This window comes from Marinobacterium jannaschii DSM 6295, assembly GCF_000620085.1.
GTDB lineage: Bacteria > Pseudomonadota > Gammaproteobacteria > Pseudomonadales > Balneatricaceae > Pontibacterium > Pontibacterium jannaschii.
On sequence record NZ_KK211065.1, the window covers coordinates 103,195 to 127,447 of the forward strand.

The following is a 24,253-nucleotide window of genomic DNA, read 5'->3' on the forward strand; positions in this document are numbered from 1 at the left end:
TTATATTGTATGCTATGCACCATACTGCAAACTTTCCAATGAACCCTTAACCGGCATCAAAACGCATGCCGGTTTTTAGTTACCGGTTTCTGACAATAAAGACGATGAACGAACAGTATCAGCCCACGGAAATTGAAGCCCAGGCGCAACAACACTGGGAAGCCAATAACAGCTTCAAATGCGAGGAACAGCCAGGTAAGGACAAATTCTACTGCCTGTCCATGTTCCCTTACCCAAGCGGCCGCCTGCATATGGGGCACGTTCGTAACTACACCATCGGCGACGTAATCTCCCGTTACCAGCGTATGCAGGGCAAAAACGTACTGCAGCCAATGGGCTGGGACGCGTTTGGTCTGCCGGCGGAAAACGCTGCGATCAAAAACAACGTAGCACCTGCCAAGTGGACTTACGAGAACATTAACTACATGCGCGACCAGCTGAAGCAGATGGGCTTCGGCTATGACTGGGATCGCGAAGTAGCAACCTGCCACCCTGAGTACTACCGCTGGGAACAGTGGTTCTTCACTCAGCTGATGGACAAGGGCCTGGTCTACAAGAAAGAAGCCGAAGTGAACTGGGACCCGGTCGATCAGACTGTGCTGGCTAACGAACAGGTGATCGACGGCCGCGGCTGGCGCTCCGGTGCAATCGTCGAGCGCAAGAAGATCCCGCAGTGGTTCCTCAAGATCACCGACTACGCCGACCAGCTGCTGGAAGATCTGGATAAACTTGAAGAGTGGCCAGAGCAGGTGCGCACCATGCAGCGCAACTGGATCGGTCGTTCCCAGGGTCTGGAACTGAAATTCCACGTTGAAGGGGACGGTGATCTGGAAGTATTCACTACCCGTCCCGACACCCTGATGGGCGTGACCTATGTCGCCGTTGCCGCCCAGCATCCGCTGGCAGCCAAGGCGGCTGAGAAGAATCCTGAGCTGGCGGCGTTTATCGACGAATGCCGTCACACCAAGGTTGCCGAAGCTGATATGGCGACCATGGAGAAGAAAGGGATGGCGCTGGGCTTTGATGCGATTCATCCGCTGACCGGTGAGAAAGTCCCTGTCTGGACCGCCAACTTCGTACTGATGGATTACGGCTCGGGTGCGGTCATGGCCGTACCGGGCCATGACCAGCGTGACTATGAGTTCGCCACCAAGTACGGTCTGGATATCAAGCAGGTCATTAAACCGGCCGACAGCAGCATTCAGATCGACCTGAACAAAGAGGCGTACACCGAGAAGGGTGTGCTGGTGAACTCCGGCAACTATAACGACCTGGAATTCGAGATGGCGTTCAAAGCGATCGCCGCCGACCTTGAAGCCAAAGGCCAGGGCAAAGTTACCATCAATTACCGTCTGCGTGACTGGGGCGTTTCCCGTCAGCGCTACTGGGGCACACCGATTCCGGTGATCAACTGCAACAGCTGTGGTTCCGTGCCGGTACCTGAAGACCAGCTGCCTGTACGCCTGCCGGAAGATGTGGAATTTGACGGTGTAGGCTCACCGATCAAGAAGATGGCCAGCTTCATTAACACCAGCTGCCCTAAGTGCGGCGGTGCAGCCGAGCGCGAAACCGATACCTTCGACACCTTTATGGAGTCCTCCTGGTACTACGCCCGCTATGCGTCACGCAGCGAAAACGCCATGCTTGAGCCGGAAAAAGCCAACTACTGGCTGCCGGTGGATCAGTATATCGGCGGTATCGAGCACGCTATCCTGCACCTGCTCTACTCGCGCTTCTTCCACAAGCTGATGCGCGATCAGGGTCTGGTCGATTCTGACGAGCCATTCAAGCGCCTGCTTTGCCAGGGTATGGTTCTGGCCGACAGCTATTACTACGAAGATGAAAAAGGCGGCAAGGTCTGGGTATCTCCGGCCGAAGTTAACATCGAAACCGACGAAAAAGGCCGGGTGATCGCTGCCTCTCATGCTGAAACCGGTCAGGTTCTGGCTCATGACGGCATGTCCAAGATGTCGAAGTCGAAGAACAACGGCATCGATCCTCAGGTGATGATCAATAAATACGGTGCCGACACTGTGCGCCTGTTTATGATGTTTGCTGCGCCACCGGAACAGTCCCTGGAGTGGTCCGACTCCGGTGTTGAGGGTGCACACCGCTTTATTAAGCGTCTGTGGAAACAGGTCTTTGACCACCTCGGCAACGGTGGCAACGTAGCGGCCCTCAATACCGATGCGCTGAACGAAGACCAGAAAGCCCTGCGTCGCAAAGTGCACGAGACGATCCAGAAAGTCAGCGACGATATCGAACGCCGCCAGACCTTCAACACCGCGATCGCCGCCGTCATGGAACTGAGCAACGCCATCAGCAAGTTTGTTGATGTCAGCGAGCAGGGCCGTGCGGTAACTCAGGAAGCCCTGGAAGCCGCCGTTCAGCTGCTGGCACCGATCGTTCCGCATGTCAGCCACCAGCTGTGGCAGGAACTGGGACACAGCAGTGAAATGCTGACAGCACCATGGCCGACTGTAGATGAGAGTGCTCTGGTACGTGATTCCATCGAAATGGTGGTTCAGGTCAACGGTAAGGTACGCGCCAAGATCAAAGTCGCCGCTAACGCCGACAAAGATGTGGTACTGCATACTGCGCTGGCTGATGAGAATGTGCAGAAGCATATGGGCGATAAGTCCCTGCGTAAGCAGATCGTGGTACCAGGTAAGCTGGTCAACATCGTCGTCGGTTAAGGGGAGCCTCTAATGACCGCCTGGTTGAAATCCCGGACAGTGGCCGCGTTTACGCTGCTGCTGTCGATATCACTGTTATCGGCCTGTGGCTTTCACCTGCGCGGCATTTACGAGGTGCCGGAAGAGATGCGTCAGCTGAGCCTGAAAACAGGCACCGCTGACCCGGCCCTGGTGCGCAGCCTGGAGCGGGCCCTGCGTCAGAGTGGCATAGCCATTCAGCAGGATTCGGGCTATCAGCTGACCATCCTCAGCGCACAACAGAGCCGAAACTCCCTGACCCTGAACAGCAGTGCCCAAGTCGACGAGTACGAACTCAAGCTGGATGTGGAGTTCGAGGTCTATAACCTGATTCAGGATGTGAAAGACCGCCGTCTGCTGCAGGCCGAACGGATCTACAGCTACGATACCAACGATGCCACTGCCGGTGACGAGCAGGAGATTCAGTTGCGCGAGGATATGCGTCAGTCCGTTGCCCAGCAGATCATCCGCCATTACCTGAGTCTGGCACCACGTCAATGAAGCTGCGTCAGGATCAACTGGCCAGTCGTCTGAACAGCAACGTCGCCCCGGTCTATCTGATCTGTGGCGACGAACCGCTGCTCTCGGAAGAGAGCAGCGACACGCTGCGCCACCATTTTCAGAAACAGGGCTTCACTGAACGTGAAGTACTGCATGTCGAAAGCGGCTTTAAGTGGGAATACCTGCTGGAGTGCGCCAATGCCCTATCGCTGTTTGCCGAACGTAAGATCATCGAACTGCGTCTGGGTAGCCAGAAACTGAACAAGCAGTCCAGCGAGATCCTGCGGGAATACCTGAGTAATCCCGGGCCGGACAATGTCCTGCTGATTATCGCCGGCAAGCTGGATGCGGCCGCCAAAAAAAGCGCCTGGTTTAAAGCGATCGACAAGGAAGGTGTGATTGTCGAAATCTGGCCGGTGGAAGCCGACCAGCTGGCCCAGTGGATTCGCCAGCGCGCCGCCCAGCTGGGCTTACAGATGGATAACTCCGCAGTGCAGCTGCTATGTGACCGCATTGAAGGTAACCTTCTGGCGGCCAAACAGGAGCTGGCAAAACTGCAGCTGCTGTTCGGCAATCAGCCGCTGGACGCTGAGACCGTGATGGACGCAGTCTCAGACAGCTCCCGCTACGATATCTACGGCCTGACGGACGCGGCGCTGCAGGGCAATGCCGGACGCTGCAACAAGATCCTACAGGTGCTGAAACAGGACGGTACCGAACCGCCGATAGTGCTCTGGGCACTGAGCCGTGAAATACGCGCGTTGATCGCCGTACAGCAGGGCCTCAGCCAGGGCATGCAATACGATACGCTCTGCCAGCGCGAGAAGATCTGGGGTAAGCGCAAGAACCTGGTGCGCCGGGCTGCACAGAAACTACCGACAACCGCACTGTCACAGCTGCTCGGCCGCTGCGGGGAAATCGATAAGACTATCAAGGGCGCAGCGATCGGTGATCCCTGGCTGCTACTGAGCGAAGTCATACTCGGCCTCTGCGGCATCAGGCTGGCGCTGGCGACACACTGATTGGCGATTTTTTGATCAAGCGTGTAAAATCTCGCCTTTGTACTGAGCACTGAGGTCTGACACATCGTGTGGCGTTATATCCAGACATCGCTGATTTTCAGCCTTGCACTGATAGCTGGCTGTGGTGAGAAATCGCCTCAGTATATGTTCAGTGGCGATGAGCTGTACGGATACTATTGCCTGGAGTGTCATCAGAGCCGAGGCCCGGGCGCCCGCCTGGAAAACAGAGATCACAGCCAGCCTCCACTGGAAGCACATGAGCTGTTCGTACTGATCAAGTACGGCTATCACCAGCGGCATAAAAACCTGCCCAGCTTTCCTGAGTTGTCGCCCCGGCAAACGGACCGGTTGGCTGAATATGTGCTCCAGCTGCAACAATCCACAGCCCCGAAACAGCTCGCTGACGCTGGCATCACTGAATAACTGTTTTCCACAAGTTGGTAAGTTCACCGAGAGATGGCTTACAGGACATTGCCCCGTTTCAGATAAATTTACCAACTTACTGTTTTAGCTAAATAATTAAAGATTACCCACATCGATTTCCGACGAAATACTGGACTCAATCCCTCTTACTCTTACTGTGCATAATCCATTCAATCCACATAGCAGTCCACAATGGCGGAGATTGGATCAGCAGGCCATCCGATGCCCGGAAATAGATTGAAAAATTGCTATACAGCCAGCGGTCAAAAAACAACCACAATACTGAAAGCCTTTAGTGGCGGGGCCTGCGGGGTAGTTAAAGCAGATTACTACGATATTACAAACAGAGTTTTCCACAGATTATGTGGAAAACTCCGGATTACCTTTACAGGCTAGCTCAGACTGTGAATAACCGCTGTGGATAGCTTGATATTGTCGTGCAGAGGACAACGCAGACAAACTTCATCCAAAAACTCAGCCTGTGCTTCCGCTGACAGATCACAGTCGATGGATGCAGTTACCCTGATCTCCTGAAAACCGGCGCGGTTTGGGGTTGCCTTCCCCAACAGGCCAGCCGGATCGAGGTCACCGCTCACAGTCACCTGCATAGCCCGCAGATCGATCTTCTGCTGACTTGCTGCTATACGGGCAATGCTGGCAATACAGCCACCCAGGGAAAACAGGAAGTACTCCAGTGGCGTCGGCCCTTCATTAGTACCTCCGCCCGCCGTCGGCTGATCGATCGCCACTTGATGGTCACGGATATCGGCATGAATGGCATAGCCCGCGCCCATAGTGGCGGTAACAGAGATCGTTTTATTTGCAGCCATGTATAGCTCCTGTAGAGGACTCAGATAAATAATTAATAATCTCTAATTTATATTTTACTAATATAAACAGCAATTAAAAAGGAACCATTACAGTTCCTTAGTTCATCAGCTCGGGTCCTCTAACGGAGCGGCAGCTAACTCAGTGCCTGATGCTCGCTCACCTCAGCATAACCGATCTGCTCAATCATCTTATCGACCAGGCAGCGCATTGCAGCCGCGCTATCCAGGTCCTCTACCAGGCTGCTCAGCTGAGTCATCGCCATGCCGGCATAGCCACAGGGATTAATTCGCAGAAACGGCTCCATATCCATATCGATATTCACCGCCAGGCCATGAAAGGAACAGCCGCGACGTACCCGCAATCCAAGCGACGCGATCTTGGCATCATTAACATAGACACCCGGGGCGTCCGGTTTGGCATAGGCCTCGACACCATACTCCGCCAGCATAGCAACGACCGCCTGCTCCATCCGCGCCACCATATGGCGCACCCCCAGCTTGCGTCGACGCAGGTTGACCATCAGATAAACCACCGCCTGACCCGGGCCATGGTAGGTAACCTGGCCACCCCGGTCGACCTGAACCAGCGGGATATCGCCGGTTGCCAGCACATGCTCCTCTTTACCCGCCTGCCCCTGGGTGAAGACCGGCTCGTGCTCCAGCAACCAGATCTCGTCGACGGTATTCTCGTCCCGGGCGGCATTAAAGGCCTGCATCTTTTCCAGCGTCGGCAGGTAAGGCTGTACACCCAGCGTCCGCAGGATAACCTGTTCAGCAATAGCCATCAGATCACCATCTGTACGCGACCAGAGGCCATCAGGTCTTTATGCAGGGCACGCAGCTGCTCTTCACCGGTGGCGGTAATGCGAAAGCGCACTGAGCGGAAGTTACCGTTCCGGCTGTCCTGAACAGTCACCGTCTTTAAATCCAGATCCGGTGCATGCACCTGAACGGTTTCAATCACAAAACCTTTAAAATCTTCGGCTGCACGCCCTACCACTTTTATCGGGTAGTCCGGGCAGGGAAACTCAATCTTAGGGGCTTCTTTTTCGCTCATATCTCACTCCCCGGTCATCAGGCGACGCTGATAGCCGGCAAACAGTTCAAACATCTGCCGCCAGAGCGGGCCCTTGGCACCGTCCGCAACAGGCTGGTTGTCAACTTCAATAACCGGTACCACAGCCCGAGTAGAGCTGGATATCCAGACTTCATCAGCAGAGATCAGGGTCTCGTAGTCGATATCGATCTCCTGGTACTGAATGCCGTTTTCATCGGCCAGATCCAGTACCAGCTCACGGGTAATGCCCCCTAGAATCTCTGAACTGCGTTTCGGTGTGTAGAGCACACCGTGCTTAACAATAAACAGGTTACTGGAGGTCCCTTCCGTCAGCAGCTGATCGCGGATCAGCAGCGCTTCATCTGCGCCATGATCACGCGCCTGCTGCAGCACCAGGATGTTGGGCAGCAGCCCGGTCGCCTTGATATCACAGCGCAGCCAGCGCTGATCGGCGACGACGATCGCCCTGATACCCTGCACCTGATCGGCGCCATCCTGGTAAATATCCCGGATCGGGTTACAGCAGGCAAAAACCGTCGGTTCAAGATCGTCACTGTATACCGCGCTGCGTTTACCGGCATTACCGCGACTGACCTGCAGATACACTGAGAGGTTTCCGCCTCCGTTGCGCAGCACCAGTTCATCCATTATCGCAATCCAGTCGGCCTCCGCATCGATGCGAACGGCGCGCAAACTGTGACTCAGGCGCTGCAGATGTTCCTCCAGCCGGAAGCCCACACCCCGATAGTAAGGAATCACTTCATAGATGCTGTCACCGAACAGGAAGCCGCGGTCAAAAACAGAGACCCGTGCGTCCTGTGCAGCAACAAACTGACCATTCAGATAGACAGTATTCATAGCTTTAGCTTAGAGGGTAGCCCCTGTCTGTCCAGACAGGGGCCGGATTAGGTAGACGGCTGCGGTATCAGTGAGTGGTTATTAACCGATCAGGGACATAAAGAATAACAGGATCGAATCCCAGATCTGCTTAAGCAAACCGCCCTCTGACACATCGTTCAGCGCGATCAGCGGCACTTCTGCCACCAGCTCTTCGTTCAGGGTCACTTTGACATTACCAAACTGCTGTCCCTTGCTGACCGGCGCCTTGATCACCCGGTCCAGATCCAGAACCGCTTTCAGCTGGTCCGCCTGACCACGTGGAATGGTGGCGGATAGAGGCTGTGCCAGACCGACGGCCACCTGATCCATAACGCCGCCCCACACCTTAGCGTTGCTCAGGGCTTCGCCGGCATTGTAGAGCTTATGGGTGCGGTAGTAGCGGAACGCATAGGAGAGCAGTTTCTGGCTTTCCTGAGCCCGGGCTTCTTCGCTGTTAGTGCCCATCACCACAGAGATCACACGCATACCGTCGCGCTTGGCTGAGGATACCAGGCAGTAGCCCGCTTCATCGGTGTGACCGGTCTTGATGCCATCGACCGTCTTATCGCGCCACAACAGCTTATTGCGGTTAGGCTGACGGATATTGTTATAGGTGAAGTACTTCTCGGAATACACGCTGTAGTGTTCCGGGAATTCGGTGATAATCGCCAGCGCCAGCTTCGCCAGATCGCGCGCGGAGGAGACGTGTCCCTCAGCCGGCAGGCCGGTCGCGTTGTGGAAAGTGGTATCGTTCATACCCAGCAGGCGTGCGTGCTGGTTCATCAGGTCAGCAAACGCTGACTCACTGCCGGCGATATGCTCGGCTACCGCCACCGATGCATCATTACCCGACTGGATAATAATCCCCTTCATCAGGTCACCCAGTTTGACCTGGGTCCCCTCACGGATAAACATCCGCGAGCCCTGGGTGCGCCAGGCTTTCTCGCTGACCAGCACCAGGTCATTCTTACTGACATTGCCCTTGCTCAGCTCATACTCAAGGATATAGCTGGTCATCATCTTGGTCAGGCTGGCCGGGGCGAACTGAGTGGATTCGTTCTTCGCCGCAATCACCTTGCCGGTATCGGCATCGACCAGGATATACGCCTTGGCGGCAATCGTCGGCGGGGCAGGAATCAGTGCCGCTGCCTGAGATTGCAGGGAGAACAGCGTCACGACAAATAGTAAAATGGATTTCCAAGCTGCTTTAAACATCATCACTCAGTTATATATTCAGTTGTAAACAAAACCGGCGTTTGACTGGCCAAAGGCCAACTCTACTTAACCCCTCAGTGTAAGTCCACTAACCGGGCTTCAGGGAAGCCGGCAGCGCCCAGACGCGACTGCATCCGCCGCACCTGCTGATCACTGGCCAGTGGTCCGAGTTGCACCCGATGTAGTTTCTGACTGCCTCTCAGTACCGGCCGGATCACCACAGAAAGCCCTTCCGCGACGCCCTGCAGTTTTTCCTGTACCTGCTCCGCTGAGCGGCGCGAAGCGTACGCTCCCACCTGCAGGTACTGCCCGCTGACATCCCTGACCGGCACTTCAGCTGCCGCCAGTACCTGACTGGTTTTTTGCCAACTTCGCGGATCGATCGCCTCAACCTTGACCCTGGCAGTACCGGCTCCCAGCATACCCAGCTTGGAAGCCGCGGCGTAGGACAGATCGATAATCCGGCCGGGATGGAAAGGTCCGCGATCATTGACCCGCACCACCACCTGCCGGCCATTGCCCTGATTGGTCACCCGCACATAGGTCGGCAACGGCAGGGTTTTATGCGCCGCAGTCATTTTGTACATATCATAAACCTCGCCATTGGAGGTTTTATGACCGTGAAACTTCTTGCCGTACCAGGAGGCATGTCCCTGCTCCTGATAACCACTGGCGCTGGCCTTCACATAGTAGGTCTTGCCCAGCACATGGTAGGAGGCCGGGTTGCCGCCACGGCTTTTCGGCTCAACCCGGGGTACCGCATCCTTCACATGGGATACATCCACCGGCTGATCCGGGCCATAGTCATTCTCTACGCTGTAGCGCCCGTTACCACCCTTACTTGAGCAGCCGGCAAGCCAGATTAAAGTCAGTACAACAACGATTGCTCTCATGGACGTCTCGAATCGTAGGCAGCCCGTATCTCCCTGCTCAGCTGATGCACAGCCATCGCGTATAACCTGCTGCGGTTATAACGGGTAATTACATAGAAATTATTTAATCCCAGCAGAAACTGCTGTTCTTCGCCGGATTTCAGCCGGATCAGTGTCGCCTTCTGGTCTGGCGCAAATTCCTCGGCAGGCAGTACGCCCTTCTCCGCCCACTGCTGCAGGGTCAGTTCCGGCTTCAGTCCGGCATTAATCAGCGCCTTATCCACCGGCTGCTGCAATAACGCGGCAGACACAACCGCTTCACCGGTTTTCCAGCCATGGCTGGCAAAATAGTTTGCCACGCTGCCAATCGCATCGGTGGTGTTGCCAAGCAGGTCGCGCTGGCCGTCAGCATCAAAATCAACGGCGAAGTTCTTATAGCTGGAAGGGATAAACTGGCCATAGCCCATCGCACCGGCATAGGAGCCTTTCACCGCCAGCATATCCAGCTGCTCATCCCGGGCCAGTATAAAATACTGTTTCAGCTGCTCGCGGAAGAACTCGGCACGGCGCGGATAATCGAATCCCAGGGTCGCCAGGGCATCCAGCACCCGATAATTCCCCATAATACGGCCAAAGTGGGTTTCCACGCCGATGATCGCGACAATCACCTCAGCCGGTACGCCGTAGGTTTTCTCGGCCCGGGCCAGGGTTTCAGCATTCTGCTGCCAGAACAGCGCGCCCCGCTCTATCCGTTTCGGTTGCAGGAAGATCTTACTGTAGCCGCCCCAGTCCAGGCGTTTTTCCGCCGGACGCGACATCGCCCTGAGGATACTTTCCTGACGCTTCGCACGGGCCAGGGTGTCCTTCACCTGGGCAGCCTCGAAGCCCTCGGCCACCAGTTCATCTATAAGCCCCTGGGCCGAAGGATGGGCTGAGTATCCCTTGTCATGACTGTCCATTGCAGCGCAGCTGCTCTGAACCACCACGGCGCTACTCAGCGCCAGTAACGATAAAATCTTTCTGAATATTGGTCTCATGCCGCTTCCATCCCTATAACTAGCGCAACAACATGGCTCTGTGACTACGGACCGACATTAAAATTCCAAACCCGGCCATCAGTGTGACGATTGAGGTACCGCCGTAGCTCACCATCGGTAAAGGCACCCCGACCACCGGCAACAGCCCGCTGACCATCCCCATGTTGACCAACACATAAACAAAAAAGGTCAGTATCACACTGCCGGCCAGCAGACGGCCGAAGCCATCCTGCGCCTGTGCGGCAATCAGCAGGCCTCTGGCGATAATACAGAGATAGAGCAACAACAGTAAGACAACACCGGTCAGTCCCAGCTCTTCGGCGATCACGGCAATAATAAAATCGGTATGGGATTCCGGCAGGAAGTCGAGCTGGGACTGGGTACCGTCCAGCCAGCCTTTACCGGTCACACCGCCGGAACCGATAGCAATCTTCGACTGAATGATGTTCCAGCCGGATCCCAGCGGGTCGCTTTCCGGATCGAGGAAGGTCAGCACACGCTGTTTCTGATAGTCCTTCATCACCGCCCAGAGACCTGGCAGTGCAGCCCCTGCGACCGCCAGGGCACCGAAGATATAGCGCCAGCGGATACCGGAAAACAGCAGGACAAAGATCCCCGAAGCGGCGATCAGCAAGCTGGTGCCCAGGTCCGGCTGTTTCATGATCATGACGGTCGGGATGGCCACCATCAGCAGGGAGATAAGGGTGTGCTTCAGGGATGGCGGTAACGGCCGGCTGGCCAGGTACCAGGCGATGGTCATCGGCAGCACCAGCTTCATAATCTCCGAAGGCTGGAAGCGGAAGCCCGGCAAGGCAATCCAGCGCTGTGCGCCCTTGGCGCCAACACCAAACAGTAATACCGCCAGCAGCAGAGCCAGACCGATTCCGTAGAGCCAGGGAGCCCAGCGCGCCAGGAAACGCGGGCTCAGCTGAGCCAGCACTACCAGTACAAAGAAGCCCGCCCCCATACGGATCGCCTGGCGGCTGACGTAGCCCATATCCTGCCCGGAAGCACTGTACAGAATCACCAGCCCGAAGCCGCACAGCAGTGCCAGCATCAGCAGCAACCAGATATCAAGATGGGTATGGCTCCACCAGCTGCTGCGACGTCGCAGCGAATCGTGGGCCTCCGGCATATGGCGGCGAAACTCTCCGACACTCATTGCAGCGCAATCTCCAGGTCTTCATAAATGGCCCGGTCAGCCGTGGTCGGATCCAGGCCCAGCAGGTAGGCATCCATCACCTGACGCGCGACCGGGGCGGCCGTACTTGAACCGCCGCCGCCATTCTCCACTATCACCGCCAGGGCGATCTTGGGATCGTCGATCGGTGCAAAGGCGACAAACAGCGCATGGTCGCGATGCCGCTCTTCCAGCGCCTCGGCGTCATACTTTTCATCCTGCTTGATCCCCACTACCTGAGCGGTACCGGTCTTACCGGCGATCCGGTACTGTGCTCCCTGGGCCGACTTCCGCGCCGTTCCTCGCGGGCCGTGCATTACGCTGGCCATGCCATCGATAATGTGGTCCCAGTAGGCCGGGTTATTCACCTCGATGTCGGCAGGCAGCGGACGCGCTTCACTGATATCCGGCGGTATCAGTACCGGCTCTCCATTGGCATCGACAGAACGGATTCCCTTCAGCATGGTCGGCCGCACCCATTTACCGCGGTTAGCAATCACTGCGGTTGCCGTCGCCAGCTGCAGCGGCGTGGCCACCAGGAAGCCCTGTCCAATACTCAGGTTGATTGAGTCGCCCGGATACCAGGGGCGTTTACGCGTGGCTTTCTTCCACTGACGAGACGGCAGTATGGCGGGCAGAGCCTCCGGCAGATCGAGACTGGTCACCTGGCCAAAGCCAAAGCGGCCAAGGTAGTCAGACATGGGATCGATCCCCATCTTATGCCCCACACTGTAGAACCAGGTGTCACAGGACTGGGCCAGGGCCAGGTCGAGATTCACTTTGCCATGTCCATAGCGCTTCCAGTCACGGTAGCGTCGTCCGCCCCTTGTCAGGGTATAGAACCCGGGATCATGGACGGTATAGGCAGGAGAGACAGTGCCACTGTCCATCGCCGCCAGGGCGATAATCGGCTTCACCGTGGAGGCCGGCGGATATCGTCCGCGCAGCGCACGGTTAAATAACGGCAGGTCTTCCGATTCACGCAACGCGGCGTAATCGGTATTGGAGATACCGGTTACAAACAGGTTTGGATCGTAACCCGGTGTCGACACCAGTGCCTTAATACCACCGGTTTTAGGATCGATAGCCACCACCGAGGCACGGCGCCCTTCCACCAGTTTCTCCGTAATCCGCTGTAAGCGCATATCCAGATGCAGTTCGAGATCCTGCCCCGGCACCGGCGGCGAGCTTTCCAGCACCTTCATCACCCGGCCACGGGCATTGGTCTCTACCTGCTGAAAGCCGACACTGCCATGCAGCATCTCTTCATAGTATTTTTCGATCCCCAGCTTGCCGATATAGTGGGTATCGGCATAGTTGGTGGCATCCACTTTCTGTAACTCGCGCTGGTTTATCCGCCCCACATAGCCCAGGGCATGCACCAGCGATTTACCGTAGGGGTAGTAGCGAATCAGATCTGCTTCGACCTGCACCCCCGGAAGGCGGTGGTAGTTGACGAAGATACGGGCAATTTCCTCCTGGGTCAGGCGGAACTTGACCGGCACCGTTTCAAAGGGGCGGCGACGCTGGCGCAGGCGTTTGCGGAATCGCTCGACCTGCCGGTCACTGATATCGATAATTTCCCGCAGTTTAAGCAGGGTACCGTCCAGATCCCTCATCTGCTCCTTGAGCACGGTGACACTGTAGCTGGGCCGGTTATCGGCCAGCAGAACGCCGTTGGCGTCATAGATCAGTCCCCGGGTCGGGGCTACCGGCTGCAGCTGCACTCGGTTCTTGTCCGACAAGGAGGCATACTTACTATGCTCCGTCACCTGCAGGTAGTAATAGCGCCCGATCAGTCCCCCCATCAGCATGATCACAAGCACAAATGCGATCACAGCGCGGATACTGAAAGTGCGGCTCTCCTGAGAATGATCCTTTAGACGTTCGGCGGCCATTGCGGGTCCCTATTTATGGTAGGGATGCCCCTGGATCACCGTCCAGGCGCGATAGAGCTGTTCGGCGAGCAAAACCCGCACCAGCGGATGGGGCAGGGTCAGCGCTGACAGCGACCATTTCTGGTCAGCCGCCGCGACACAGCGGGCATCCAGGCCATCAGGCCCGCCCACCAGCAGAGAGATATTGCGGCCATCCATACGCCAGGCTTCCACCTGATCGGCCAGCTGCCCGGTGGACCAGCTTTTGCCGCCCACCTCCAGCGCAATCACCTTATCTCCCTTAGGGATCGCGGCCAGCATCTGGTCCCCTTCCTGCTTCTTGGCCCGGGCGGGATCGCTGCTTTTACCCCGGTGTCCCAGCGGCAGCTCGATCAGCTCCAGCTGGAAATCGGATGGCAATCGCCTGGCATACTCGTTGTAGCCATCGGTCACCCAGCCTGGCATCTTGCCACCAATAGCGATCAGGCGTACCCGCATCAGTTACTTGCCCTGTGCTGTGTCAGCATCGAAGCGCCACAGGCGCTCCAGGTCGTAGAAGCTGCGGGCATCCGGCATCATCACATGGACAACCACAGCGCCCAGATCCACCAGTACCCAGTCGCCAACGTCCTGGCCTTCGCTGCCCAGCGGCTGCATGCCATTGTGCTTGGATTTCTCGATCACTTCGTCAGCGATAGACATCACATGACGCCGGGAAGTACCGCTGGCGATGATCATGACATCGGTCACGCTGGACTTTCCTTCCACGTCGAGTTCTACAACATCCTTCGCTTTCATATCTTCCAGTGCGGTGTGCACCAGAGTAATTATCTGTTCAGTCTGCATTCTGCTCGTTTCAGTTGGATTGATAACCGTATAAACGGTGAAGCCGGATATAGTGCCAGACCGGATCAGGTAGCAGGTAACGTGGCGATTCGCCGCGTGCCACCTGTTTCCTGACCTGAGTGGCAGAGATACCCAGAGGGGTTAGTTCATGTATCAGCACCTGGCCGCAGGGGCGGTCCAGCAGCTGATCCTTTGTTTCTGCCCGGTGCCGGGCGGTAAATTCAGCCATCTCCGCATTGGGCTCAAACTGATACCCCGGACGGGAGACAACAATAATGTGTGCCAGTTCCGGTATCTGTTGCCACTGATGCCAGCGATGCAGGCCCAGATAGGCATCCATCCCCATAATCATACACAGCGGCAGATCGTCTCCCAGCCGCTGACGCAGAGACTGCAGGGTCAGCACGCTGTAGGAGGGCTGTCGTGATGCAATCTCGCAATCATCTGCGGCCAGAGAGGGTTCATCCTGCACTGCGGCCTGCACCATCGCCAACCGCTGTTCAGAAGTGCAACCCGGCTCATCGCGGTGTACCGGCATTTTCGAGGGAATCAGGCAAACCCGATCCACTCCCAGCCACTGCTGGATCTCCAGCGCGGTTCTCAGATGGCCATTATGGACAGGATCAAAAGTCCCGCCCATAAAGGCGAATGCCTGTTGAGTCATCGACATCCTTACTGGCGGATATGACCGTCGCCCAGAACCACGTACTTTTCAGACGTCAGTCCATCGAGGCCGACCGGGCCACGGGCATGGATCTTGTCAGTAGAGATACCGATTTCGGCACCCAGTCCGTACTCAAAGCCATCGGCAAAGCGGGTCGAGGCATTCACCATCACCGAACTGGAATCCACCTCACGCAGGAAAGCGCGGGATTTGCTGTAGTTCTCAGTGATGATGGCATCGGTATGGTGGGAGCCATACTGATTAATATGGCTGATCGCCTCATCCATATCGTCCACGACTTTAACCGACAGTACCGGTGCCAGGTATTCGGTTGACCAGTCCTCTTCGGTCGCCGCCTTAATCGACGGCAGCACAGTCAGCGTGCGCTCACAGCCCCGCAGCTCGACACCGGCGCTGTTATAACCTTCAGCCAGCTGAGGCAACACTTCCGCAGCAACCTGCTGGTTCACCAGCAGCGTCTCCATGGTGTTGCAGGTACCGTAGCGGTGAGTCTTGGCATTGATCGCAACATTCACCGCCTTCGCCAGATCCGCATCGGAATCGATATAGACATGGCAGATACCGTCCAGGTGCTTGATCACGGTGACCTTGGCATCGCGGCTGATACGCTCGATCAGGCCCTTGCCGCCCCGCGGTACAATCACGTCGACATATTCCGGCATGGTGATCAGCTGGCCAACGGCAGCACGGTCGATGGTCTCCACCACCTGCACCGCGTCTTCCGGCAGGCCAGCGGCCCGGAGTCCGGCACGGATGCAGGCGGCGACCGCCTGGTTGGAATTGATCGCCTCGGAGCCGCCGCGCAGGATCGTCGCATTACCCGACTTCAGGCACAGGCTGGCCGCTTCAACAGTTACATTGGGACGCGATTCATAGATGATGCCGATGACCCCGAGGGGCACACGCATTTTACCGATCTGGATACCGCTGGGGCGGTAGTTCATGTCCGTAATGGCACCCACCGGATCGGGCAGCGCAGCAACCTGGCGCAGGCCTTCAATCATGGTATCGATACGCGCATCGGTCAGTTCCAGACGATCCAGCATGGCATCGTCCAGACCGTTTGCACGGCCATTTTCAAGGTCTTTGGCATTGGCAGCACGCAGCGTATCGCGGCTGCTGTCGATGGCGTCAGCCATTGCCAGCAAGGCACGGTTCTTCGCGCCTGAGTCTGCTTTAGCCGTCGAGCGTGACGCGGCGCGGGCCTGCTGTCCCAGCTCGATCATATATTGTTCTACGTTCATGCCTCACCTGATAGTCCAGATAGGTTCAATAGAAACTCCGTCAACCCTGCAGATACGGCGGCTTCCGATCGGCCTGATACCAGCCATCGGAGCTACGCGATTACAGAGGAGGTCAGGCAGCCAGCGCGTGTTTCCCAGCTTCCGGCCGGATATACCAGCCCGGAGGGAAAAAGTCAGGTCTGCACCTTTACCAGAGATTCCGCCTGCATTATACCTGTCTGATGGGCATCGGTCATCGCTACTGGCAGCGGTTAACTCCCTGATTCGGCCACAGGAGGCGAAAACATAGCCCGGATGGATTCACCCCTGTAGCCCAGTGCTGTTATTATTCGGCTATTTTGCGCCCAACTACGAAGTATTGCTGTGTCACTAAAGCCCAACGAAAACCGTCAACGCCGAAACCGCAGTCTGCTGTTTTCAGTCACGGCCGTACTGCTGCTCAGTCTGGTGCTGGCCGGCGGCTACCTCTTTCTGGCCAGCGAACGCCAGGCAGAGAAGTCGACACAACAACTGGGGCAGGCGCTGGCCCGGCAGACTACCCTGCTGATCCGTCCCTCCCTGCTGTCCAATGATCGCATCAGCCTCAACTACCTGCTCAACGAGCTGAGTCAGCTGGACTATGTGGCTGGCCTGCAGCTCAGCGATGGCAAAGGTGCCGTCATCGCCCGCGCCGGTGAGCAGACCGGACTTGAGCTGCGCCGTACCCTGCTGCAGCAGGAGGAATCGATCGGCACCCTGAAGCTCTGGCTCAACACGGCGCCGCAGAAGAAAAGCCTGCAGGAGCTGCTGATCCAGGTTCTGGTGCTGGCCCTGGCAATCAGCAGCGCCGTGCTGATGACAATTTCACTGTCCGGGCGTAACCGCAGCCACCCCAAAGAAGCGGAAGGCCACGAGAGTACTGAAGATACCCCGCAGACATCGGACAGCATCGATTACAGTAAGCAGTTCGAGCAATTGCTGCAGGCAGAGACCCGTGAGCAGGCGCAGCCTCCGATACTGGATCAGACTCAGGCGATAAAACCTGAGGCCAGCACCCCAGCGGCTCCCCGTCCCTATGACAAGCCTGCGCCGGCGAAAGCGCCCGCGCCACCGGTTGCTGCGCCAGCCCAGCCTGAAATAACACCTGCACTGAAGGCCGCAGCGGAGCAGGCTGCAGATAGCACTGCCGAACCGGCTTCCGCCCCCCGATCAGAGCAACAGCCGGAACACCGCCCAGAACACCAGTCTGAGCCCCGGCCGGAGCGCCGCGAGCCGACACTGGAAACCGACACGCTGGTTGACCTGCTGCGTCCCGAAGAGAGCACCGCCACGCCGAACCTGCACAGCCGTCAGGCTCATACCGATGATCCTGACCAGGCAATTATCGCGGAAGAGATTGAACTGGACGAGGAGACGCCCCCGGCCAGCGTGGCGATACTTCGCCCGGTCAACCGGTCACCGGCCAGCCCAGTGAAAGATGTAACCGACAGTTCGCAGGCCGAAGCCCCTGCCACCGGCAGCGCTGCGGGCCAGCCCCTACCGGCCGCCGACGCCGGCCCGGCGCTGAAAAGCAAGAATCCGCTGGTCGCCCGCCGCGAAGAGACCCAGCTGCCGCTGTACTCTTTCGAGCAGGAGCTGGAACTGATCCTGCCGCCGGAGGAAGCCGCCTACCTGTTCTATATCGACACCACCAGCGCACATGCAGAATATGCTGACGATGAGGAAAGGGCCCAGCTGCTGCGTAACTACCAGTACCTCGCCGGTCAGGTGGCATCGATATACGGTGGCGAGGCATTGTTACTGAATGACAGCAATATCCAGCTGAGTTTCGCACAGCCGCTGGAGGGCGATGAGCACGGAATCAACGCCATCTGTGCCGCCGAGCTGTTTATCCTGCTTTACAAAGCCTTTAACCAGAGCCGTATCCGGGCTTTCCAGCCGGTGATGAATCTGCATATGTCTCTGGTACGCGGCAGCGCAGCCAAACTGTCACTGTTGCTGGAGGAAGCCCGGTTCCTGACCCGCACCACCCAGAGCAACGAACTGATCAGTCACACGGCCCTGACCGAAGCGCCGGAACTGAAGCAGGCGATCCTGAAAGATGCCGATATCCGGCGCGAAGATGAAGACAAGGTATTACTGCTGAGAGTAACCAAGCGCTATCAGGAGCTGTTGCAGAAACAGGCCAATCACCTATTGACGAAGATGAAGCTGAACTGAACGCAGCGGCTGTCAGACGGTTATCATCATGCCACGCTTACCACTGCGTTTAATGCGGTACATATTGGCATCTGCCACCTTAAGCAACGCTTCCAGCGAACGGCCCTGTTCAGGGAACAGTGCCCCACCGACAGAGCAACTGATATCCACCTCCTCCGGCAGGCAGGCGAAAGGCTCTCCCACCGCCTGATACAGGCGCATAGCCAGTGCATTGAACTGCTCACTATTATCGATATCCAGCGCCAGCATAGCGAACTCGTCTCCGCCGATACGGGCAACCTGATCGCCCTCACGTAATACCGAACTCAATCTTTCTGCGACAGCCACCAGCACCTTGTCACCTATATCGTGGCCAAAGCGGTCATTGATCAGCTTGAAGTCATCCAGATCTATAAACAAAAGGGCGATATGCTTATCCCGGGCAATGGCGCTCTCCACCGCTGCGTCAAAGTGACGTTCAAATGCCGCCCGGTTGGCGACCCCGGTCAAAGGGCACTGGAACGCCATCTGCTTCAGCGCCTCTTCCTGTCGATGGGAGTCATTCAGCGCCTGTCGCACCCGGTTATTTTCTAGCCGTGCCTGCAGCAGGTGACTGATCAGGCCGTTGTAGCGCCAGGCCGCCCAGAGCACCACCGGCATCAGGATCAGGCCACTGAGTAAGAACAGCAGGCTGTTGCGGATCTGCCGGTCGAGCAGCACCTGATGATGGCGCACAAATCGACTGTTGTGATCCTGCAGCTGCTGCAGCGCGCGCAGTGCGGGCTGATCATCAATTCTGACCAGCTGGTCCAGCAGGTCCAGCCGTGGCAACGGAAGATCGCTACGCTGGATAATCTCCACATGGCGGCTATAGGCAGAGATCACCGCCTGAACCTGATCCAACGCCCGCCTTTCGCGCGATTGCAGCGGCAACTGGCGGTAGCGTTGCATGGCATGCAGAAAGTCATCATGATTTTGCTGCAGCAGAGGCAACAGCTTGTCCTCGCGCCGCAGCAGGTAGTTCTTAAAGTTGTGTATCAGGCCACCGTAGCCAATAGCCCGGTTAAGGTCGGCCAGGATGATGCTGCGGGCATGGGCTTCGCTACCAAACTGGCGCCAGCTGCTGTGGAGATGCTTGAGATGCAACAGCTGCCCCAGAATAAACAGCAGGATCACACAACTGACACTGATGGCATAGACGACGATGCGTCGACTGTAGCGATTCTTTTTAGGATGCTGTTCCATGCAAACCATCGCCCTCAAAATCCATGAGATAAAAGTCGCAAAAAAACACCGCAGCCCGGCAGCATGCAGGGAATGGTTAAACAAGCGTTTAATTAATGAACTGTAATTAAAACACGCCTGTTCCTGACTGAGAATCAACAAGGAGTCTGAAACAGACCCCTTTTTCTTATAGTCCACCTAGCCTTTTAGTTCACTATTCGACAGCGGCTTCACTGATGACTTCAAGCCGGTCTACCCGCTGGTAGCCGCGTGGCAGCTTGTTCCCCCGGCGGCCACGCTCACCACGGTAATGCTCCAGTTCGGCCCCTTTCAGCTTCAGGTGCTGTTTGCCGGCATGCACCATCAGGGTATCCCCCTCCTGCAGTACCTTCAGCGCCAGCACCAGCTCCTCACGGGCCGCGGACCGGGCGGATGGGATATTGATAATCTTATTCCCCTTACCCCGTGCCAGTTGCGGCAGCTCCGCCAGCGGGAACACCAGCATCCGGCCCTCATTGGTGACGGCGGCCAGCAGGCCTCCCTCCACCTGGTCCAGCACCTCGGCAGGCAGGACTTCCGCGCCTTTCGGCAGGGTCAGGGCGGCTTTGCCGTTCTTGGTCTTGCTGCTCAGGTCCGCCACAGTAGTAATAAAGCCGTAGCCGGCGTCAGAGGCCAGCAACACCTTATCGCCCTCACGGGCATTGACGGCACTGTCCACCGTAGCCCCTTTCGGCAGGGTAATCTTACCGGTCACCGGCTCTCCCTGTCCGCGCGCGGATGGCAGAGTATGGGTATCCAGCGTATAGCTGCGTCCGGTGGAGTCGAGCAGTATGGTGGCCTGATTCATCCGTCCCGGACAGGCCAGCTTAAAGCCGTCACCGGACTTGTAGCTCAGGCCGCCGGCATCGATATCATGGCCTTTGGCGGCGCGAATCCAGCCCTGCTTGGAGATCACCACCGTGACCGGATCGGCCGACAGCAGATCTTTCTCGCTGAAGGCCTGGGATTCACTGCGCTCTTCCAGCGGCGAGCGCCGCTCATCGCCGTACTTCTCCGCATCCTCCTGCAGCTCCTGCTTGATCAGCTGACGCATCAGCTTTTCGGAACCCAGGACTTCCTGCAGGGATTTACGTTCCGCTTCCAGCTCATCCTGCTCGCCGCGGATCTTAAACTCTTCCAGCTTGGCCAGGTGACGCAGCTTGAGGTCGAGAATCGCATCGGCCTGGCGTTCGCTGAGGTCAAAGCGCTTCATCAGCTCCTGCTTCGGCTCATCCTCATAACGGATGATGGCGATCACCTCATCGATATTGAGGTAAGCGGTCATCAGACCTTCGAGGATGTGCAGCCGATCTTCAACTTTCTCCAGACGATGCTGCAGACGGCGGCGCACCACGCCGGTACGCCAACCCAGCCACTCGGTCAGGATCTGGCGCAGATCCTTCACTTCCGGCCGGCCATCGACGCCGATCATGTTCATATTGACGCGGTAGCTGCGTTCAAGATCGGTGGTGGCAAACAGGTGCGCCATCAGCTGCTCGGTATCAATACGATTCGAGCGCGGTACGATCACCAGCCGGGTCGGATTTTCATGGTCCGATTCGTCACGCAGGTCGCTGACCATCGGCAGCTTCTTCTGCTGCATCTGGGCGGCGATCTGCTCCAGGATCTTGGCACCGGAGACCTGATACGGCAGTTCGCGGATCACGATCTCGCCCTGCTCCTTATCGTAGATGGCCCGCATCTTCAGCGAACCCCGGCCGGTGCTGTAGAGTTTCAGCAGGTCCTGACGCGGGGTAATAATCTCGGCCCGGGTCGGCATATCCGGCCCCGGCACAAACTCCACCAGCTGTTCCAGCGTGGCATCCGGGTTATCCAGCAGATGGACACAAGCCCCGACCACTTCACGCAGGTTATGCGGTGGGATATCGGTCGCCATACCGACAGCGATACCGGTACCGCCGTTCAGCAGTACATTGGGCACCCGCGCCGGCAGTACCGCCGGCTCATCCAGGGTACCGTCGAAGTTCGGTACCCAGTCTACGGTGCCCAGACCGACTTCACGCAGCATCAGCTCAGAATAGGGTGCCAGGCGGGCCTCGGTATATCGCATCGCGGCGAAGGACTTGGGATCATCCGGCGCGCCCCAGTTCCCCTGGCCATCCACCAGCGGATAGCGGTAGCTGAACGGCTGTGCCATCAGCACCATCGCCTCGTAACAGGCGCTGTCGCCATGGGGATGGAATTTACCCAGTACGTCACCCACGGTACGGGCGGATTTCTTGTACTTGGCGCTGGCCTTCAGCCCCAGCTCGGACATCGCGTAGACGATGCGGCGCTGTACCGGTTTCATGCCATCGCCGATATTCGGCAGGGCACGGTCGAGGATGACGTACATGGAGTAGTCCAGATACGCCTTCTCGGAAAAGTCTCTCAGTGACAGCTTCTCTACGCCGTCATCGAAGGTCGATTGTATGCTCATAACAACCTTGTTGTTTGCCTGTGTCGCTCAGTTACGGCTGTCGACGGGGAATCAGCAGACTCAACCCGCCGCAGCCACAGATGCCATCTCAGAGGCCGATATCGGCCAGGTTACCCTTACCTTCGAGCCAGCTCTTGCGGTCTGCCGAGCGCTTCTTCGCCAGCAGCATATCCATAGTCTCATTGGTATCGTCGCCCGGCTCGATGGTCAGCTGCACCAGACGGCGGGTATCCGGCGCCATAGTGGTTTCGCGCAGCTGCAGCGGGTTCATCTCACCCAGTCCCTTAAAGCGCTGGACACCGATCCTGGCGTTCTTGCGTTCGGCACGGATGCGCTCAATAGTGCCATCGCGCTCGGCATCGTCCAGGGCGTAGAACACCTCTTTCGCCACATCGATCCGGTACAACGGCGGCATCGCCACATAAACATGACCGGCCGCCACCAGATTACGGAAGTGACGCACAAACAATGCACACAGCAGGGTGGCAATATGGGCACCGTCGGAGTCCGCATCGGCGAGGATACAGATCTTGCCGTAACGCAGGCCATCCAGATTATCGGCCCCCGGTTCAACGCCGATCGCCACCGAAATATCGTGTATCTCCTGAGAACCCAGGACCTCTCCGGCCTCTACTTCCCAGGAGTTCAGGATCTTGCCGCGCAGCGGCATGATCGCCTGAAACTCACGATCGCGGGCCTGCTTGGCAGAGCCGCCCGCCGAGTCCCCTTCCACCAGAAACAGTTCCGACTGTGCGGTATCACCGCCGGAACAGTCGGCCAGCTTACCTGGCAGGGCGGGGCCCTGCGTGACCTTCTTACGCACCACCTTTTTGTTGGAGCGGATACGTTTCTGGGCGTTGCTGATCACCATCTCGGCGATCCGCTCGCCCTCCTCCACATGACGGTTCAGCCACAGCGAGAAGGCATCCTTGATGGTGCCGGAGATAAAGGCGGCAATCTGACGCGAGGAGAGACGCTCCTTGGTCTGGCCGGCAAACTGCGGATCGCGCATCTTGGCCGACAGCACATAGCAGCACTTGTCCCAGACATCGTCCGCCGACAGCTTGACGCCACGCGGCAGCAGGTTGCGGAACTCACAGAACTCGCGCATCGCTTCCAACAGGCCGGTACGCAGGCCGTTTACATGGGTACCGCCCTGGGCCGTCGGGATCAGGTTGACGTAGCTTTCGCAGATCATCTCACCGCCATCCGGCAGCCATTGCAACGCCCACTCGACCGCATCCTCCTCGCCCTGTAGCGACCCGGTAAACGGCTCCGCCGGCAGGGTTTCAAATACCTGAGTGGCACCCTTGAGGTAATCGGTCAGGCCATCCTCGTAGTACCACTCCTCTTTTTCCCGCTTGGCGCCGCTGAGGTCGGTAAAGGTCATCTTCAGCCCCGGGCAGAGCACCGCCTTGGCACGCAGGTTATGCTTCAGCCGGGTGACACTGAACTTGGGCGAATCAAAATAGGAGGCATCGGGCAAAAAGCGCACCGTAGTACCGGTATTGCGCTTGCCGCAGCTGTCGATGACCTCCAGATCGGCGATCTTGTCGCCATCGGCAAAAGCGATCCGCCATACCTTTCCATCACGGCGCACCGTCACTTCGAGCATCTTGGAGAGGGCGTTCACCACCGACACACCTACCCCGTGCAGACCGCCGGAGTAGCTGTAGTTGTCGTTGTTAAACTTACCGCCGGCATGCAGCTTGGTGAGGATCAGTTCGACCCCGGAGACACCCTGCTCCGGATGGATATCCACCGGCATCCCACGGCCATCATCGGTGACCGACAGGGAGTTATCCTTGTTGAGGATAATATCGATCTGGCGCGCATGACCGGCCAGTGCCTCATCCACCGAGTTATCGATGACTTCCTGGGCCAGGTGGTTCGGGCGGTCGGTTTCGGTATACATGCCTGGGCGGCGACGGACCGGCTCCAGACCACTAAGTACTTCTATTGAGTCAGCATTATATTGCTTTGTCATCTC

Annotated in this window: 21 protein-coding genes; 5 read left to right on the forward strand and 16 right to left on the reverse strand. The window is 57.5% G+C overall.

All coding sequences use genetic code 11. The annotated features are described in order from the left end of the window. Positions 1–104: 104 nt before the first annotated feature. From leuS to Q354_RS0118325, 4 genes are all read left to right on the forward strand, one after another. The gene (leuS, locus tag Q354_RS0118310; protein ID WP_027858865.1) at positions 105–2,696 is read left to right on the forward strand and encodes a leucine--tRNA ligase; all 2,592 of its coding nucleotides are present in this window, start codon (positions 105–107) and stop codon (positions 2,694–2,696) included. A 12-nt stretch (positions 2,697–2,708) separates the two neighbouring features. Next, complete coding sequence (locus Q354_RS0118315) at positions 2,709–3,215, forward strand: LPS-assembly lipoprotein LptE (protein WP_027858866.1); 507 nt, start codon at positions 2,709–2,711, stop codon at positions 3,213–3,215. After that, positions 3,212–4,237 (forward strand): DNA polymerase III subunit delta, encoded by a 1,026-nt coding sequence (gene holA, locus Q354_RS0118320; RefSeq protein ID WP_027858867.1) that lies wholly within the window; start codon positions 3,212–3,214, stop codon positions 4,235–4,237. Before Q354_RS0118315 ends, holA begins: the two co-directional genes overlap by 4 nt. A 66-nt stretch (positions 4,238–4,303) precedes the next feature. Continuing rightward, positions 4,304–4,660, forward strand: coding sequence for a c-type cytochrome (locus Q354_RS0118325; RefSeq protein WP_027858868.1), 357 nt, complete (start codon positions 4,304–4,306; stop codon positions 4,658–4,660). A gap of 392 nt (positions 4,661–5,052) precedes the next feature. Here Q354_RS0118325 and Q354_RS0118330 read toward each other — a convergent pair whose 3' ends face one another. The 13 genes from Q354_RS0118330 to Q354_RS0118390 form a co-directional block, all read right to left on the reverse strand. After that, the gene (locus tag Q354_RS0118330; RefSeq protein WP_027858869.1) at positions 5,053–5,490 is read right to left on the reverse strand and encodes an OsmC family protein; all 438 of its coding nucleotides are present in this window, start codon (positions 5,488–5,490) and stop codon (positions 5,053–5,055) included. 134 nt (positions 5,491–5,624) lie between these two features. Further along, positions 5,625–6,275, reverse strand: coding sequence for a lipoyl(octanoyl) transferase LipB (gene lipB / locus Q354_RS0118335; RefSeq protein WP_027858870.1), 651 nt, complete (start codon positions 6,273–6,275; stop codon positions 5,625–5,627). Further along, the gene (locus Q354_RS28355; protein ID WP_027858871.1) at positions 6,275–6,547 is read right to left on the reverse strand and encodes a YbeD family protein; all 273 of its coding nucleotides are present in this window, start codon (positions 6,545–6,547) and stop codon (positions 6,275–6,277) included. Before Q354_RS28355 ends, lipB begins: the two co-directional genes overlap by 1 nt. A 3-nt stretch (positions 6,548–6,550) precedes the next feature. After that, positions 6,551–7,405 carry a D-amino acid aminotransferase gene (locus Q354_RS0118345; protein ID WP_027858872.1) on the reverse strand — a complete coding sequence of 285 codons (855 nt, stop codon included), beginning with the start codon at positions 7,403–7,405 and terminating at the stop codon, positions 6,551–6,553. An 81-nt stretch (positions 7,406–7,486) separates the two neighbouring features. Next, on the reverse strand, positions 7,487–8,641 hold the full coding sequence (locus Q354_RS0118350) for a D-alanyl-D-alanine carboxypeptidase family protein (RefSeq protein ID WP_407637285.1): 1,155 nt from the start codon (positions 8,639–8,641) through the stop codon (positions 7,487–7,489). A 74-nt stretch (positions 8,642–8,715) separates the two neighbouring features. Further along, positions 8,716–9,534: a septal ring lytic transglycosylase RlpA family protein gene (locus Q354_RS0118355; RefSeq protein WP_027858874.1), complete on the reverse strand. Its 819-nt coding sequence runs from the start codon at positions 9,532–9,534 to the stop codon at positions 8,716–8,718. Continuing rightward, positions 9,531–10,550 (reverse strand): lytic murein transglycosylase B, encoded by a 1,020-nt coding sequence (gene mltB, locus Q354_RS0118360; RefSeq protein WP_036230627.1) that lies wholly within the window; start codon positions 10,548–10,550, stop codon positions 9,531–9,533. Before mltB ends, Q354_RS0118355 begins: the two co-directional genes overlap by 4 nt. A 19-nt stretch (positions 10,551–10,569) precedes the next feature. After that, positions 10,570–11,712, reverse strand: a complete 1,143-nt coding sequence (gene rodA / locus Q354_RS0118365; protein ID WP_027858876.1) for a rod shape-determining protein RodA — start codon at positions 11,710–11,712, stop codon at positions 10,570–10,572. Further along, on the reverse strand, positions 11,709–13,628 hold the full coding sequence (mrdA, locus tag Q354_RS0118370) for a penicillin-binding protein 2 (RefSeq protein WP_027858877.1): 1,920 nt from the start codon (positions 13,626–13,628) through the stop codon (positions 11,709–11,711). Before mrdA ends, rodA begins: the two co-directional genes overlap by 4 nt. Before the next feature lie 9 nt (positions 13,629–13,637). Further along, a complete protein-coding gene (gene rlmH, locus Q354_RS0118375) occupies positions 13,638–14,105 on the reverse strand; it encodes a 23S rRNA (pseudouridine(1915)-N(3))-methyltransferase RlmH (protein WP_027858878.1) in 468 nt (155 codons plus the stop codon). 3 nt (positions 14,106–14,108) lie between these two features. Continuing rightward, positions 14,109–14,453 (reverse strand): ribosome silencing factor, encoded by a 345-nt coding sequence (gene rsfS / locus Q354_RS0118380; protein WP_027858879.1) that lies wholly within the window; start codon positions 14,451–14,453, stop codon positions 14,109–14,111. A gap of 10 nt (positions 14,454–14,463) precedes the next feature. Further along, positions 14,464–15,117, reverse strand: a complete 654-nt coding sequence (gene nadD / locus Q354_RS0118385; RefSeq protein ID WP_027858880.1) for a nicotinate-nucleotide adenylyltransferase — start codon at positions 15,115–15,117, stop codon at positions 14,464–14,466. A gap of 8 nt (positions 15,118–15,125) precedes the next feature. Beyond that, positions 15,126–16,382 (reverse strand): glutamate-5-semialdehyde dehydrogenase, encoded by a 1,257-nt coding sequence (locus Q354_RS0118390; RefSeq protein ID WP_027858881.1) that lies wholly within the window; start codon positions 16,380–16,382, stop codon positions 15,126–15,128. 363 nt (positions 16,383–16,745) lie between these two features. Between Q354_RS0118390 and Q354_RS27590 the strand changes: the two genes are divergently transcribed. Next, positions 16,746–18,581, forward strand: coding sequence for a hypothetical protein (locus Q354_RS27590; RefSeq protein ID WP_051560312.1), 1,836 nt, complete (start codon positions 16,746–16,748; stop codon positions 18,579–18,581). Between the two features lie 12 nt (positions 18,582–18,593). On the opposite strand, the gene Q354_RS27595 is transcribed toward Q354_RS27590, so the two are convergent. The 3 genes from Q354_RS27595 to parE form a co-directional block, all read right to left on the reverse strand. Continuing rightward, positions 18,594–19,805, reverse strand: coding sequence for a GGDEF domain-containing protein (locus Q354_RS27595; RefSeq protein WP_051560313.1), 1,212 nt, complete (start codon positions 19,803–19,805; stop codon positions 18,594–18,596). 193 nt (positions 19,806–19,998) lie between these two features. Then, positions 19,999–22,263 carry a DNA topoisomerase IV subunit A gene (parC, locus tag Q354_RS0118405; protein ID WP_027858882.1) on the reverse strand — a complete coding sequence of 755 codons (2,265 nt, stop codon included), beginning with the start codon at positions 22,261–22,263 and terminating at the stop codon, positions 19,999–20,001. Positions 22,264–22,351: 88 nt separating this feature from the next. Then, complete coding sequence (gene parE, locus Q354_RS0118410) at positions 22,352–24,250, reverse strand: DNA topoisomerase IV subunit B (protein ID WP_027858883.1); 1,899 nt, start codon at positions 24,248–24,250, stop codon at positions 22,352–22,354. Positions 24,251–24,253: the final 3 nt, after the last annotated feature.